The 15,335-nt window shown below is 65.7% G+C and carries 15 protein-coding genes; 10 read left to right on the forward strand and 5 right to left on the reverse strand.

The window, feature by feature from the left end; all coding sequences use genetic code 11:
- Positions 1-60: 60 nt before the first annotated feature.
- Positions 61-657, forward strand: coding sequence for a vitamin K epoxide reductase family protein (locus tag ACWEO2_RS43345; protein ID WP_452410724.1), 597 nt, complete (start codon positions 61-63; stop codon positions 655-657).
- Between the two features lie 67 nt (positions 658-724).
- Entirely contained in the window at positions 725-1,039 is a 315-nt protein-coding gene (locus ACWEO2_RS43350; RefSeq protein ID WP_452410711.1) for a LysR family transcriptional regulator, read from the forward strand.
- A gap of 123 nt (positions 1,040-1,162) precedes the next feature.
- Here ACWEO2_RS43350 and ACWEO2_RS43355 read toward each other — a convergent pair whose 3' ends face one another.
- Positions 1,163-2,389 carry an alpha-hydroxy acid oxidase gene (locus ACWEO2_RS43355; RefSeq protein WP_452410712.1) on the reverse strand — a complete coding sequence of 409 codons (1,227 nt, stop codon included), beginning with the start codon at positions 2,387-2,389 and terminating at the stop codon, positions 1,163-1,165.
- Positions 2,386-3,189 (reverse strand): SDR family NAD(P)-dependent oxidoreductase, encoded by an 804-nt coding sequence (locus tag ACWEO2_RS43360; protein ID WP_452410713.1) that lies wholly within the window; start codon positions 3,187-3,189, stop codon positions 2,386-2,388. Before ACWEO2_RS43360 ends, ACWEO2_RS43355 begins: the two co-directional genes overlap by 4 nt.
- Positions 3,190-3,369: 180 nt before the next feature.
- Between ACWEO2_RS43360 and ACWEO2_RS43365 the strand changes: the two genes are divergently transcribed.
- From ACWEO2_RS43365 to ACWEO2_RS43385, 5 genes are read left to right on the forward strand one after another with little or no spacing between them, the layout of a single operon-like run.
- On the forward strand, positions 3,370-4,722 hold the full coding sequence (locus ACWEO2_RS43365) for an enolase C-terminal domain-like protein (protein ID WP_452410714.1): 1,353 nt from the start codon (positions 3,370-3,372) through the stop codon (positions 4,720-4,722).
- The gene (locus tag ACWEO2_RS43370; RefSeq protein WP_452410715.1) at positions 4,719-5,801 is read left to right on the forward strand and encodes a sugar ABC transporter substrate-binding protein; all 1,083 of its coding nucleotides are present in this window, start codon (positions 4,719-4,721) and stop codon (positions 5,799-5,801) included. The genes ACWEO2_RS43365 and ACWEO2_RS43370 overlap by 4 nt, the downstream gene beginning before the upstream one ends.
- A gap of 31 nt (positions 5,802-5,832) precedes the next feature.
- Positions 5,833-7,353, forward strand: a complete 1,521-nt coding sequence (locus tag ACWEO2_RS43375) for a sugar ABC transporter ATP-binding protein (RefSeq protein ID WP_452410716.1) — start codon at positions 5,833-5,835, stop codon at positions 7,351-7,353.
- A complete protein-coding gene (locus tag ACWEO2_RS43380) occupies positions 7,350-8,375 on the forward strand; it encodes an ABC transporter permease (protein ID WP_452410717.1) in 1,026 nt (341 codons plus the stop codon). The genes ACWEO2_RS43375 and ACWEO2_RS43380 overlap by 4 nt, the downstream gene beginning before the upstream one ends.
- A 2-nt stretch (positions 8,376-8,377) precedes the next feature.
- Positions 8,378-9,610, forward strand: a complete 1,233-nt coding sequence (locus ACWEO2_RS43385; RefSeq protein WP_452410718.1) for an aldo/keto reductase — start codon at positions 8,378-8,380, stop codon at positions 9,608-9,610.
- Between the two features lie 22 nt (positions 9,611-9,632).
- Here the strand turns inward: ACWEO2_RS43385 and ACWEO2_RS43390 are convergent, their stop codons facing one another.
- Positions 9,633-10,301, reverse strand: a complete 669-nt coding sequence (locus ACWEO2_RS43390) for a FadR/GntR family transcriptional regulator (protein ID WP_354962012.1) — start codon at positions 10,299-10,301, stop codon at positions 9,633-9,635.
- 41 nt (positions 10,302-10,342) lie between these two features.
- Here ACWEO2_RS43390 and ACWEO2_RS43395 point away from each other — a divergent pair, with 41 nt between their 5' ends.
- Together ACWEO2_RS43395 and ACWEO2_RS43400 are read left to right on the forward strand one after the other, a co-directional pair.
- The gene (locus ACWEO2_RS43395; RefSeq protein ID WP_452410719.1) at positions 10,343-11,224 is read left to right on the forward strand and encodes an amidohydrolase family protein; all 882 of its coding nucleotides are present in this window, start codon (positions 10,343-10,345) and stop codon (positions 11,222-11,224) included.
- Entirely contained in the window at positions 11,221-12,078 is an 858-nt protein-coding gene (locus tag ACWEO2_RS43400; protein WP_452410720.1) for a fumarylacetoacetate hydrolase family protein, read from the forward strand. Before ACWEO2_RS43395 ends, ACWEO2_RS43400 begins: the two co-directional genes overlap by 4 nt.
- 146 nt (positions 12,079-12,224) lie before the next feature.
- On the opposite strand, the gene ACWEO2_RS43405 is transcribed toward ACWEO2_RS43400, so the two are convergent.
- Complete coding sequence (locus ACWEO2_RS43405) at positions 12,225-12,887, reverse strand: MBL fold metallo-hydrolase (RefSeq protein ID WP_452410721.1); 663 nt, start codon at positions 12,885-12,887, stop codon at positions 12,225-12,227.
- A 90-nt stretch (positions 12,888-12,977) separates the two neighbouring features.
- Between ACWEO2_RS43405 and ACWEO2_RS43410 the strand changes: the two genes are divergently transcribed.
- On the forward strand, positions 12,978-13,403 hold the full coding sequence (locus ACWEO2_RS43410) for a MarR family winged helix-turn-helix transcriptional regulator (RefSeq protein ID WP_452410722.1): 426 nt from the start codon (positions 12,978-12,980) through the stop codon (positions 13,401-13,403).
- 547 nt (positions 13,404-13,950) lie between these two features.
- Here the strand turns inward: ACWEO2_RS43410 and ACWEO2_RS43415 are convergent.
- Complete coding sequence (locus tag ACWEO2_RS43415) at positions 13,951-14,802, reverse strand: SMP-30/gluconolactonase/LRE family protein (protein ID WP_452410723.1); 852 nt, start codon at positions 14,800-14,802, stop codon at positions 13,951-13,953.
- Positions 14,803-15,335 lie beyond the last annotated feature (533 nt).

A 15,335-nucleotide genomic window follows, 5' to 3' on the forward strand; every position in this document is an offset into this window, starting at 1 on the left:
TGGCACAGGTACAGATCCCACGTTTCGAGGAACAACGCGACCGCGCTCTGGCCCGCGAACGTGCCCGCGTCTGATCAACCAGCCACCGCCGTGGACCCGGCCCAGCGGGTCTCGGCGTGGCTGCTGCTCATCGGCGGCCTCGTCGGCTGGCTGGCCTCGGTCACCTTGACCATCGAGCGCTTCAAGCTGTTCGCCGAACCCGGCTATCGTCCGTCCTGCAGCATCAATCCGATTTTGTCCTGCGGATCGGTAATGGTGACCGACCAGGCGGCGGTCTTCGGGTTCCCCAATCCGATCCTCGGCGTGGTGGGCTTCTCAGTGGTGGTCACCGTCGGCGTATCGGCGGTTGCTCGGGTGGGATTTCCGCGGTGGATCTGGGGCGGGCTGTGGCTGGGCACGGCGGTCGGCCTCGGATTCGTGTGCTGGTTCATCTTCCAGACGCTGTATCGCATCAACGCGCTGTGCCCGTACTGCATGCTGGTGTGGGTCGCAACGCCCTTGATATTGATCGTGGTGAGCGATCGGCTGTGGGGCGAGGCGGGCGGCCCGCTCGGCATGCTCGTGCAGTGGCGATGGACGGTGCTGGCGCTGTTCTGCACGCTGGTTCTGCTTCTCGTTTTCCTGCGCTTTCAGGACTATTGGCTGTCGCTGGTGTAGTCGGCTCATTCGTTAGCAATGCGATCGCGCAGGTTGCCCGTGGCCTAGCGGTACCTACACTCGAGCAATGGACCTGCACATGCGACACCTGCGCTATTTCGCGGCGGTGGCCGAGGAATTGAACTTCACTCGTGCGGCCCAGCGTATGCACATCGCACAGCAGGCGTTGAGCGCGCAGATCAAGCAGCTCGAGCAGACGGTCGGGGTGACGCTGCTCGTACGCAGCACGCGCAGTGTGGAATTGACCGCGGCCGGGGCGGCGTTTCTGGTGGACGCGCGCGCCCTACTGGCCGCCTCGGACACGGCGGTGAAACGCGCGCGGGCGATTCAGCGCAGTGAACACGACCGGCTGGCGCTGGGCTTCCTGGAGGTGCGGCGCTGACGCTGACCGATCCCATCCTGTCGGCATTCCGGGAGCACCATCCGGGTGTGCATCTGGAAATGCGACAGTTCGGATACGACGATCCCTCGGCGGGACTGGCCGCCGGACGGGAAGCGGTGCCGATTACCTCGGGCGCTGGTGAAGCAGGCGGACGTGGGCGGGTTCGAGTTCTTGTATGGAGCCGACGCCCAGGAGTTTCATCGTGCGCGTGAGCTGAGTGCGGAGGATGTCGATGGCGCGGTCTACGCCTGATTCGCCCCCGGCCATCAGGCCGTAGAGATAGGCGCGGCCGATCAGGGTGAAATGGGCGCCCAGGGCCAGCGCGGTGACTATATCGGCGCCGTGCATTATGCCTGTGTCCAAGTGGATTTCGAGGTCGTCGCCTACCTCGTGGACCACCGAGGGGAGGAGGTGTAGGGGGACCGGGGCTCGATCCAGTTGGCGGCCACCGTGGTTGGACAGGATTATGCCGTCTACGCCCAGGGCGGCGAGGCGTTTGGCATCGTCTACCGTTTGGACGCCCTTGACGAGGAGTCGCCCGGGCCAGCGGCCGCGGATCCAGGTTAGGTCGTCGAAGTCGACTGTGGGGTCGAACATGGTGTCGAGGAGGTCGGCGACGGTGCCGGACCAGCGGTCCAGGGAGGCGAAGGCCAGGGGTTCGGTGGTGAGGAAATCGAACCACCAGCGGGGTTTTCGGATCGCGTCGAGGGCGCCAGTGAGGGTTATCGAGGGTGGGACGGTCATGCCGTTGCGCGCGTCGCGCAGGCGGGCGCCGGCGACCGGGACGTCGACTGTGACTACCAGGGTGTCGAAGCCTGCCGTGGCGGCGCGGTCGACCAAGGCCAGGGAGCGGTCCCGGTCTTTCCACATGTAGAGCTGAAACCAGTTGCGGGCCTGGGGATTGGTGGCGGCGGCCAGGTCTTCGATGGCTGTGGTGCCCATGGTGGACAGGGTGAAGGGGATTCCGGCTCGGGCGGCGGCTCGGGCGCCGGCGACTTCGCCTGCGGTGTGCATCATGCGGGTGAAGCCGGTGGGGGCGATGCCGAAGGGCAGCTGGGAGGGTTTGCCGAGGATGGTCGTGCTGGTGTCGATGTCGGCGACGTCGCGGAGGATGGCTGGGCGGAATTCGATGTCTTGGAACGCTTGTCGGGCCCGCTCGAGGCTGATTTCGGCGTCGGCGGCGCCGTCCGTGTAGTCGAAGGCGACCTTTGGTGTGCGTTTGCGAGCCAACTCGCGCAGGTCCCAGATGGTTTGGGCGCGAGCGAGTTTATGGTCGAGGCCGCCGAAGGGGCGCTCGAACTTCACCAACGGCGCGAGGTCGCGGTATTTCGGGATGCGGCGTTCGGTCACCGGATCGGATTCTCCTGTTGCTCGGCGATATTCGGGCGGCCAATGGGCGCACGCAGCCGGAGTGAGTGCATGCCGCCGTCTACTTCCAGCATGACGCCGGCGGTCGAAGCCGCGTGTGGTCCGGCGAGATACAACACAGCAGCCGCGACTTCTTCGGGGCTGACCAGCCTGCCGTGCGGCTGACGCGCTTGGAGTGCAACGAGTTCTGCGGCAGGATCAGGGGCAGCGGCGAGCAGGCGTTGCACCCAGGGGGTGTCGACCGTGCCCGGATTCACGCAGTTGACTCGAATTCCTTCGGAGAGGTGATCGGCCGCCATGGCGCGCGTCAGTGCGAGGATCGCGCCCTTGCTGGCACTGTAGGCCGCGCGGTTCGGCAGGCCGGTGGTGGCTGCGATCGAGCAGGTGTTCACGATCGCGGCGGCGGGCGAGCGGCGCAGGTGGGGTAGAGCGGCGCGGGAAACCCGCACGGCACCGAGCACATTCACGTCCAAGATGCGTTGCCAATCATCGTCGGTATTGTCCTCGACGGTTCCCTGCGCACCGATGCCCGCATTGTTGACCACGATATCCAGGCGGCCGAATGCGTCGGCGGCGGTCTCGATGGCCGCGCGCACCGAATCGTCGTCACACACATTGCATGTCAACGCCAGGCCATCGCGTCCGACCGGTGGGCCCGGCCGCAGATCCAGCACGGCCACCCGCGCACCAGCGAGGCCGAATGCGGTCGCGATTGCCCGGCCGATGCCGGATCCGCCGCCCGTCACCACGGCCGTCAGCCCGTCCAACTCCCCGTAAGTCATACCGACCTCATCCGTGCACTGATCCGATGTTTACAACTTCGGAAGATAGCACCACTCGCCGAATGAACCCCCCGTATTCGGCCTATTCGCCGGGAGGCGGCCCGGATCAACAGCCCTTGCATTCCTAGACATCGGATGTATAGTCGTGACCCAGATCACTTCTGGCAGCGAGGATCACGCATGGCTTTCATTACGGCGCTGAACACGTTGGATATTCGGTTCCCGACGTCGACCCAGCTGGACGGCTCGGATGCCATGAACCCCGACCCCGACTATTCAGCGGCCTACGTGATCCTGCGCACCGACGATGCGGCGGTCCCGGACGGCCACGGCTTCGCGTTCACCATCGGGCGCGGCAATGAGGTGCAGCAGGCCGCTATCCAAGCCCTCGATCATCTGGTGGTGGGCCGCTCGGTCGACGAGATCACCGGCGATCTGGGCGGTTTCGCGCGTAGCCTGACCGATGATTCGCAGCTGCGCTGGCTGGGCCCGGAGAAGGGCGTCATGCACATGGCGATCGGCGCGGTCGTCAATGCCGCCTGGGACCTCGCCGCCAAACGCGCGGGAAAACCTGTGTGGCAGTTGGCGTCGGAGATGAGTCCGGAAGACCTGGTGGCGCAGGTGGACTTCCGCTACCTGACCGACGCCCTTACCCCCGACGAGGCCCTGACCATCCTGCGCGAGGCCGAACCGGGCCGTGCCGAACGCACCGAACGCCTGCTGGCCACCGGATATCCCGCCTACACTACTTCCGCCGGCTGGCTCGGCTACTCGGATGCCAAGCTGACCCGCCTCGCCCAGCGAGCGGTCGCCGACGGATTCGGCACCATCAAGATCAAGGTCGGCCGCGATCCAGATGAGGACGTGCGTCGGGTCATGCTCGCGCGGCACGCCATCGGACCCGATATCGGCCTGGCCGTCGACGCCAACCAACGCTGGGGCGTCGATGAAGCGGCAGAATGGATTTCGCGGCTGGCTCCGGCCGGGCTGTCTTGGGTCGAGGAACCCACCAGTCCCGATGACATCCTGGGCCACGCCGAGATTCGTCGCCGCGTCGCGGGGGTGCCGATCTCCACCGGCGAGCACGGCCAGAATCGCGTCCTGTTCAAACAGCTACTGCAGGCGGGCGCGGTCGACGTCCTGCAAATCGATGCCGCCCGTGTCGCCGGTGTCAACGAGAATCTCGCAATCCTGTTGCTGGCGGCCAAGTTCGGGGTTCCGGTCATTCCGCACGCCGGCGGGGTCGGGCTGTGCGAGCTGGTGCAGCACCTGGCAATGATCGACTACATCGCCATCTCCGGCACCATGCAGGGCCGCGCCATCGAATACGTCGACCATTTGCACGAGCATTTCCGCGATCCGGTCCGGGTGGCCGGCGGACGCTATCTCACCCCGCGCGCACCAGGTTTCAGCGCCGAGATGCTCCCGGACTCGCTCCGCGACTACACCTTTCCCACCGGCGCGGCATGGCTGGAGCCGACCACTTTCTCAGCAGTACAACAGGTTTCGGCGAAGGAGCACGAACTCTCATGAACACCAGGATCATCGGCGCGGCAGTAGCCGCCGTACTGGTCGTCGCGGTGGCGGCCTGTTCCCGCGAACAGACATCCGGCGGCGGTCCCGCCGCGGCCGTCGGGAAGGGCGCCGACAACGGTGTACTGGTCGGCGCGGACCAGCCGCGCTCGGACACCGACTTCTGGAGCGCCTACGCCGGGTATCTCGGCCCGAAGGCCGCCGCGGCCGGGGTGAGGCTGGAGAACACCTCCTCCGACAATGACTCCAATCGGTTGAAATCCAATGTGGACACGCTGCTTTCGAAGGACGTCAAGGCGATCATCATGGCGCCGCAGGACACCGCTGCCGCGAAACCGGCGCTCACCGCCGCCGCCAATAGGAACGTGCCGGTGATCAGCGTCGACACTCGCCCCGACAGCGGCGGCGCGTACATGGTGGTGCGGGCCGACAACCGGGCCTATGGTGCGAACGCCTGCACCTACCTCGGCGAAACCCTGCACGGCACCGGGAAAGTCGTGGAATTCCAGGGTGATCTGGCCTCGATCAACGGCCGCGACCGCTCCCAGGCCTTCGCCGACTGCATGCGGACGAAATACCCGAATATCAAGGTGATCGAAATCCCCACCGAGTGGAAGGCCGACAAGGCCACCTCGGGCCTGCAGGACAAGCTGCTCACCGATCCGGACATCAACGGCATCTACATGCAGGCCGGCGGCGCATTCCTGCAGTCGACGCTGGCATTGCTCAAGCGTACCGGCAAACTCGTGAAAGCCGGTCAGCCAGGTCATATTTCGATCGTGTCCAATGATGGCATCAAGGCTGAGCTCGACGCCATCGACTCGGGCGATATCGACGCCACCGTCTCGCAACCCGCCGATCTGTACGCGCAGTACGCCGCGATGTACGCGAAAGCGGCCGTGGACGGTAAGAAGTTCACTCCCGGTCCGACCGATCACGGCTCGACCATTGTCGACACCGGCGGCGGCCAGCTCGAGGATCAGCTCCCGGCGCCGGTCGTGACCCGCACCGGCGGCAAGGTTGGCGATATGAACACCGTGGCGAGCACCGATCCCGCGCTGTGGGGCCGCGGGCACTGAACGGATCGATACCCTAGCGATGGAAACCGTAGTGCCCGAAACAGTTTCACAGCAACAACCGGATGTTCCACCGGTGGCCGAGGCGATCGGGGTGACCAAGCGGTTCGGCCGCAATATCGCGCTCGATCGCGTCGGATTGCGCGTCACCGCCGGCCGCACGCATGCGCTGGTGGGGCGAAACGGCGCCGGGAAGTCGACCCTGGTGTCGATTCTGACCGGACTCGCAGCTCCCGATGAGGGGGAGGTGCGCTTCCAGGGGCACCCGGCACCGGCGCCCGCCGATCGGGATGCCTGGCGGTCCCGCGTGGCGTGCGTCTACCAGCACTCCACGATCATTCCCGACCTGTCGGTGGCGGAGAATCTGTTCGTCAATCGACAGGGGTTCGGTGGGCGCCTGGTCAATTGGCGCACGCTGCGGACGCGAGCGCGGGCGCTGCTGGATACCTGGTCGGTGCCGGTTTCGGTGGATACGCTCGCCCGCGAGCTGTCGGTGGAGCATCGGCAACTGGTGGAAATCGCGCGTTCGCTCTCGCACGGCGCGCGGTTCATCATTCTCGACGAGCCGACCGCACAGCTGGACGGTCCCGCCATCAAGCGCCTGTTCGCCAGGATCCGGGACCTCCAGGAACAGGGCGTGACCTTTCTGTTCATCTCCCATCATCTCGACGAGACCTACGAAATCTGTTCCGACGTCACGGTTTTCCGGGATGCCCGGCATATCGTCACGGCTCCGGTCGCCGAACTGGCCAAGCCTGCGCTCATCGCCGCCATGACCGGCGATTCGACGGACTTGGAAACCGCGGTGCCACGACAGGCCCCCGACGCCGCCCGCGCACCGGCATTGAAGGTGGAGAAGCTCACGCGCGTCGGCGAATTCGACGCGATCGATATCGACGTGCGCCCAGGGGAGATCGTGGGACTGGCCGGCGGCGGCAGCAGCGGGCGGATCGAGGTGGCCGAGACCATTGTCGGATTACGCAGGGCGGCAGGCGGATCGGTACTGGTGACGGGCAAGCCGCTGCGCGGCGGCGGGGTGCGGGCGGCGCGCGACGCCGGGATCGGATTCGTGCCGCGCGATCGTCACGAGGAAGGGCTGATCCTGTCCATGAGCGTGGCCGACAATGCCACCCTCACCGTGCCGCACAAACTCGGCCCGTTCGGCCTGCTGTCGCGGCGCAGCCGAGATGTGCTGGCGGGCACCGCCATCGCGGAACTCGATATCAAGACCGAGAGCCCGCAGCAGAGCGTCGCCGAACTATCCGGCGGCAATCAGCAGAAGGTGGTGTTCGCCCGCGCCCTTGCCACCGAACCGCGAGTGCTGGTGCTGATCACCCCCACCGCGGGAGTCGACGTGCGCTCCAAGGAAACTCTGCGCGCGGTGGTGCGTGCCGCCGCCGATCGCGGCACCGCCGTCCTCGTCGTCTCCGACGAACTCGACGATCTGCGCGACGCCGACCGCGTGCTGGTCCTGGTGCAGGGACGGCTCACCGCCCGCTTCGACAAGGGCTGGAACGACCGCGAGCTCGTCACCGCCATGGAAGGACTGCTATGACCCGGACCGCGACCGAAACCGGTGCGCCCACCGCGGCCCCGCCGCACCGGGCGCGAATCCACGTGCGCTGGACCGCATTCCGCGATCTGCTACTGGTGCCGCCGATCCTGCTGGCGCTGGTGGTCGGATACTTCATCAATACCAACTTCGTCTCGACAGCCAATCTCACCAATGTGCTGAGCACCATGAGCGGTATTTCGCTGCTGGTGCTGGCCGAGGTGCTGGTGCTGGTGGTCGGCCGGATGGACCTCTCGCTGGAATCCACGTTCGGCCTCGCCCCGGGGGTGGCGATCTGGGTGACCATGGGCACCACCGAGGTCGGCGCCTTCACCTGGGCGTCGCCGTGGATGAGCATTCCGATCGCGCTACTGGTGGGCGCGGCGGTCGGTGTGGTCAACGGCCTGCTGATCGTGCGCTTCGGCCTCAACGGGTTCATCGTGACGCTGGCGATGCTCATCGCCCTGCGCGGGTTGCTGACCTTCCTCACGTCCGGGTTCACCCTGACCAAGATTCCGGGCTCGGTCGAATGGCTCGGCAATGCACGAGTTCTGGGCCTGCCAGCGAACGTGATCATCGCCCTGGCATTGTTCGTGATCGGATATCTGGTGCTGAACTACACCACGGCCGGGCGGGCACTGTACGCGGTCGGCGGCAATGAGGCCGCCGCGCGAGCCGCCGGTATTCGCACCGATCGGGTGGTCATCGGCGTGCTGGTGATCGCCGGGGTGCTTGCCGCGATCGGCGGGCTCATCTACTCCGGGCAGTTCGCCAGCGTCCAGGTCAGCCAGGGCGACGGGATGATCTTCAATGTGTTCGCCGCCTGCGTTATCGGCGGCGTGTCACTCAATGGCGGGCGCGGGTCGGTGGTGGGCGCGTTCTTCGGAATCCTGATTCTTACGCTGATCCAGAAGCTGCTGTCCTACGGCGGGGTGAGCGCGGATTCGCTGAAGTTCATCAATGGGGCGCTCATCCTCGTCGCCCTGGTCATCACTCGCATCGCCAGCGGACGGCGGCAGGAGTGAGCATGCGAATCGCCTTGCACACCAGGCTGAAACCGGGTGCGGAGGCCGAGTACGAGTCAGCCCATCGCGCGGTACCGGCCGACCTCGTCGCGGCCATTCGCGCCGCCGGTGCGACCGGCTGGACCATCTGGCGCAGCGGGTTGGATCTGTTCCATGTCATCGACTGCGACAGCTATGACAAGCTACTGGCCGAACTGGCTGGTTTGCCGGTGAATATCGCCTGGCAGGCTCGTATGAGCGGGTTCACCGATGTCCCCCACGACTATTCGGCGCCGGAGGCCGGTTTGCCGGTGGTCTGGGAGCTGAACCCGCGACCGCGCGTCGAGGTGATGCTCGGTGGTGCGGGATATGCGGGGTTGTACCGTTCGGTCGACGAGGACGCGGCGCAGGAAGCGCTGGAAGCGGCCTGGGCGGCCGGGATTCGGAGTTTCGATACGGCGCCGCACTACGGCGGCGGGCTCGGCGAGGAGCGCCTCGGCCGGCTCCTGCGTGAGCGAAACCGTTCGGAGTTCACGGTTTCCACCAAGGTGGGGCGGTTGCTGTACGACGACCCGGACGCGCCCGAGGGGGCCGATGAGTTCTACGGTGCGCCCAAACGGTCACGGCGGCTGGACTATTCGGCGAAAGGCGTACGGCTGTCGCTGGAGCAATCGCTGATTCGGCTCGGCCTGGATCGAGTGGATCGGATGCTTGTACACGACCCCGAGGCGCATATGGACCAAGCCCTGGGCGAGGCACTGCCGGAGCTGGAACGGATGCGGGCCGAAGGGCTGACCGCTGGGATCGGTATCGGCGTCAACCACGTCGAGACCGCATTGCGGTTCGTGCGGGAGTCGGCCATCGACACCGTCATGATTGCCGGGCGGTATTCATTGCTAGACCGCCGAGCCGAGCAGCAACTGCTGCCCGAATGTGCGGAACGTGGAATCCAGGTGCTCGTCGCCGGGGTGCTCAATAGCGGAGTGCTGGCGGATCCCTTGCGGCAGGCCACCTTCGACTACCGCACGGCGGACCCCACCGTCGTCACCCGCGCGCAGGACCTGGAGCGGCGGTGCACGAAATACGGTGTGCCACTGCGGGCGGCGGCCGTGCAGTTCCCGCGGCGGCATCCCGCCGTGACGGCGATCGTGCTCGGGTCCGGTACTCGCGCGGAGATCGATGACAGCATAGCCATGCTCGATCTGCCTGTGCCGGAAGAACTCTGGTCCGAGCTCGAGGATCAGGCGCTGTGGTGAATCGAGCACCGCGATGAGCCGCTCACTCCACCGCCCGGCCCAGCCATTCCATCACCCCGGCCACATGCGCCAGCGCCCGCGCCTGCGCCAGTTGCGGGTCGTGCGCGGCGATCGCATCGCAGATGCCGCGATGCTCCGCGACCGTGCGCTCGAACGCGCCCTCTTCGGTGACGCCACGCCAGATCCGTGCGCGTGTGGTCGGCATGGACAGCGAATCCAGCAGCGAGGCAAGGACTTTATTGCCGGATGCAGTGGCGATGGCGGCGTGGAAGCTCAGGTCGAGCGCGACCAGATCGGTCACCGACGCACTGCCGGGCTCGACCAGGGTGCGCAGGTGGGTGATCTCCTCGTCGGTCATGTGCTGCGCCGCCAGCGCGGTCGCGGCGGGCTCCAGAATCCGCCGCACGCCCAGGATGTCGAGCACGGAGTCGTCCTGATGGAACTCCAGCAGGAAGCTCATGGCGTCCAGCAGCGAATTCGGCTCCAGGCTCGCCACAAAGGTGCCGTCGCCCTGGCGCACGTCCAGGATTCGCACCAGCGACAGAGCGCGCACCGCCTCCCGCAGCGAATTGCGCGACACCCCGAGCTCGGCGGCCAGATCGGCCTCACGTGGCAACCTCGATCCGGGCGTCAAATCGCCCGAGACGATCATCGCCTTGATCTTCGCAATCGCATCGTCGGTGACCGACAAACCGGTTCCTTCACTTTCGAGAATGTGAACACATGCCTCCGATGACTGTAGACGCACATGTGCATGTTTGGGACGTTCGAGGTGGAAAATTCCATGTCGAATACGACTGGCTGACCAATACATCCGATGTCTTGTATCGCACCTATACGCTGGACGACCTCGAACCGCAGCTGCCCGAGCACGATATCGCGGGGTTGGTGCTGGTGCAGGCGTCCGACTCACTGGCCGAGAATCGCGCGTTATTGGACGCAGCGGCACACGCCCCGCACCCGGCGGTCGTGGTCGGCTGGCTCCCGCTGGACGAACCCAGTCGGGCCGCCTTCGAGCTGGCCCGGCTGCGGCGGCCCGAGTACGTCGGAGTGCGGCACATGATCCACCGTGACCCGGATCCGACCTGGCTACTGCGAGCTGAGGTTTCGGACAGCCTAGCCATGCTCGCCGAGGCCGGTCTGAGTTTCGACGCGGTGGCCGAGCGTTCCGATCTGCTGGCGCAGGTGCCGGCGGTGGCGGCCGAACACCCGACGCTCACAGTGGTTCTCGACCATCTGGGCAAACCGCCGATCGCGTCCGGCGACTGGCAGCCGTGGGCGGATCTGCTGGCCGCCGCGGCCGAGCAACCCAATGTGGTGGCGAAGATCTCCGGCCTGGCCACGGTGTCCAAGCCCGGATTCACCGCCGCCGATTGGCAGCCGTACGTCGATCACGCGCTAGCGGTGTTCGGGCCGGATCGGCTGATGGTGGGCGGGGATTGGCCGTTCACCCTGACCGCCGCCTCCTATGCGGAGGTCTGGCGGGCCACTGTCCAGGTCCTCGTCGGACTTGCCCCGGACGATCGCGTCAAGGTGTTGTCCACAACGGCGCGGCGCGTATACCGGCTGTCCGCCGATCAGGCGGAACCCACCAATAAAGGAGCTAGTGCGTGAAATTGCAGCGGATCGGCGCGGTCGGCACGGAGCGACCGGTCGTGGTCGACGGCGATCAAACCTATGATCTGTCCACACTGACACCGGATATCGATGGTGCGTTCCTCGCCGCAGACGGCATATCGAAGACCGCGGCGGCGCTGTCACAGGGCCTGCTGTCGCCCATCGACCTCACCGGACAACGTATCGGCGCACCGATCGCGCGCCCGCAGGCCGTCTGGTGCATCGGCATGAACTATGCCGCGCACGCCGCCGAATCGGGAGCGGAACCGCCACGTACACCGGTGGTCTTCTTCAAGACACCCAATACCGTGGTCGGGCCGTACGACGACGTGATGATCCCGCGTGGGTCCGACCGGACCGACTGGGAGGTCGAGCTGGCGGTGGTGATCAGCCGCCGGGCGAGCTACCTGGACTCCCCTGACGCTGCCATGAAACACATTGCGGGCTACACCATTTCGAACGATGTCTCCGAACGCCGCTTCCAGCTCAAGGAATCCGGCGGCCAATGGTCGAAGGGCAAGTGCTGCGCGACCTTCAACCCCCTCGGTCCCGCCCTGATCCCCGCCGATCGCCTCGACCCGAAGAACCTGCGCCTGCGCTCCTGGGTCAATGGTGAACCGCGCCAAGACTCTTCGACGGCCGACCTCATCTTCGACGTCGCGTATCTGGTCTGGCACCTGTCCCAGTACGCGGTCCTAGAACCCGGCGACCTCATCAATACCGGAACCCCCGAAGGTGTAGCCCTCTCCGGCCGTTTCCCCTACCTACTCCCCGGCGACGTGATCGATCTCGAGATCGAGGGCATCGGGCGCATGCGCCAAACCTGCCGGGATTCGGCAGATATTCTGTGATCGTCGATGGCATGGGAGGCATGGCGCGATGCCGGGCGGGGAGGATCGAGCCTCCGACGGGCGGGCGGGTCGATGCGAGTGTCCGCTTGCTTCAATGTCGGCCGCGTCGGCCACCGAGTTCGCCTTGGGCGCAGCGGGTTCGGTTGTCACTCCTGGGCGGCGCCTTCGGTATCGAGGTCGATCGAAGAGCCCGTGGTCAGGCGTCGGTACGGGGCTCCGGTGCCGGGGCCGTTGTCGCCGAGCAGGCCGCCGACCATTGCGGTTCCGATGTCGTTGAGGGCGCCGTCATGGATCGCGTATGTCTGTGCGGGGGACACTTCGCGTACGTAGTCGATCAGTTGTCCGGTGGTGGACCAGGGGCCATGGACGGGTAGCAGCAGGGTGCCGACCGGGGTATCCGGGACGGTGAACGCGTCTCCGGGATGGAACACGGTGTCGTCGACGAGAAAGCCGATATTGCCTACCTGCGGGATATCGGGGTGGATGACGGCATGCCAGGTGCCGTAAACCTTCACCTCGAAACCGGCCGCGGTGAACGCCTCGCCCGCACCGACGGCGGTCACCCGGTCACCCAGACCGGTCAACCGTGCAGCGACAGCGGTGTTGGTCCAGATCCGCAGGGCACGATTGCGTTCGGCGGCCCGTCGCAATGCCTCCTCGGAGAAATGGTCGAAGTGCTCATGGGTGACCAGAACCGCATCGACATCGGCCAGGGCCTCCGGTTCGGTGAGCCCGCCGGGATCGACTGCCAGGCGGCAGTCGGGCTTGTCCATGCGGACGCAAGCGTGGCCGAACTTGGTGAGTTGCATGCGGGCTCCCCTCGAGCACTCAATCTATACACCTAAATTGTACAACTCAATTGTACAACTAAGGTGCATGATTCGGGTAAGGTTGAAGCCATGGCAGACGACACCCTCGCTGAGGACCTGCGCCAAGCGATCGGGGAACTGGTTCGTACCGTGCGAACCGCCGACACCATGCCGCCCGGCGAAGCGGCCATTCTCGGCCACCTCGACCGCGGCGGCCCCCAAACCACCGCCGATCTCGCGCACCGACGCAAAGTGACCCATCAGTCGGCGGCCAAGTCCGTAAAGGAACTCCTCGGCACCGGCCTGATCCGCGCCGAGCCTCATCCCGACGACGGCCGGAAGGTTCTGCTGCACATCACCGGTACCGGCCGCGCTCACCTTCGGCAACTGCGCACCCAGCGCGCCAACTCCCTCGCCGCCGCCATCCACGACACCCTCGACACCGATGAACAGCGACAACTCCGCGACTGTGTTTCCCTACTGACGCGCCTGACCGCGCACATGACAGGGAAGTGAAACCATCGACGTTCATCAGCGGCTGGCCGGACTCCCCGGAGAAAGGCACGATAGTGCCTCTGGACGCGGTGTCGAGCGCCCACTGCACGCCGAAAGATCAACGCGCCGAGGCCATCTCGATCTCAGCAACCGGAAATGCCATAGCGGACATTCGTCAGGATCGACTGGCGCTGCCTGCCTGGGCACCGCGCTTATGTCGTCGGGAATGCAGGGCGAGGCCGACGGTGCCGATACCGAGGTTCTGATGACACCTGAATTTCCTACGACCACGGCGACCACCATGATCTCGGCACATGCCTATACGGCGGTCGTCGAGTGGTCGGTCAGGGCGAGCTCCACGCGGCATGGCGACACACCAACGATCTCGCCCATAATCACGGGCAGCCCCGACCTGTCGTCACACAATCCGATTACACGCTGCAGGGACCAACCCCATTACCACTATGCCGGGACGATGACAGGACTCGGGGCATCGACCAAACCGCTTGACACAAAACGATTTACGCCGATTATGGTGTGTTCGTAGTCGCGGTGTCGAGCCTTCAACTCAGGGGCGACCTGCACCGGGAACGGTGACCTGGAGGGTGAGGATTTCGCCGGTGCGTGGCCCGGTGTTGAGGCGAGTGAGGTTGTCGGTGACGCTGTCGGACAGTCTCCATTCCGCGGTCAGGATGAACAGGGTGCGGCGGTCGGGGCCGCCCAGCATGAGTGCGAAGGGGGCTCTGTTCTCAGGCAGATCGACGTGTTGCAGGATTTCCCCGCCCTCGGCGACTCGCACGATGGAGTGACCGCCGGTGGAAACCCACACCGCGCCTTCGTCGTCGAGGCAAATTCCGTCCGGGCCGAGCCCCTCGGCGAAGATTCGACGGTTGGACAGTCCGCCGTCGGTGTCGATGTCGAAGGCGGTGAGCCGTCCGGCGAACGATTCGGAGATGATGAGTGTCCGGTTGTCGGGCGTGACGACCATGCCGTTGGGGAATTCGATGTCGTCTGCGACCTGACGCAGTCGGCCGTCGGGGGTGACGAGCTTGATGTAGCCCGGCTTGGGTGGCGCTCCGGCGGCGAATTCGAAGTCGGCGCCGTTGAGGTAGATATTGCCGCGACCGTCGACCACGATCTCGTTCGCGCCTTGCTCGACGTGTACGGCCATCGACCCGTCGGGCTCTCGGCGGCGCAGTTTGTCTCCGGTCACCAGCAACGTGTTGTCGGGGAGCCAGTCGATGGAATAGCCCATCGGGTGGCTGTCAGGATCGCGCGTGGCCATTACCTCGGCGTTGCCGTCCAAACCGACCGCGACAACCTGGCGCTCGATCCAGTTGCAGAACCACAAGCGGCCCTGGTGCCAGCGTGGGGACTCCGGAATCCCCAAACCACTCAGCAGGACATTCGGTCGGGACATGGCATTCTCCGTTCGGGTGTGCTGGCATTTCACCTTCTACACGAACGAGACACCGTCGTTTCGACAACTTGCCGAGTGGAAGCACCCGCGCCAGGCCGGCGTCGGTAACTCCGGTTGATCGTGCGGATCTTTCACACCCGTTCCCCTCGTCGTTTCGCGCGAACCTACCTCGCCGTGCCGGGAGTTGGCGATGCAGTGTTTCAGGTGTCTCGACCAGCACCACGACATGGCCGTTCGTGTCGGTCGAACCGGCGCCGTTCTCAGGATGGCGAAAGACGCTGCAGCGCGATTGCGCAGTGTCGGCGGCAGCCACACGGAACCCGTTCATCAGCGGGAACCAACCCTATGGTGTGCCGCCAGGGCGAGCCGAGGCCCAGAGACGGCCTCGGCGAGTTGATCTTTCGCTGCCTGCGTTCGCCACTGCGACCCACGCGGGTCGCGGCAAGAGAGGGTGTTGCTAGCCGTGGCAACAGACCCGAACAAGCACTGTGTCGTCGGGCAGTGTCTCCAGGTAGTTTTCGATGCCGCCCGGT

It is taken from the genome of Nocardia sp. NPDC004278, from assembly GCF_053602975.1.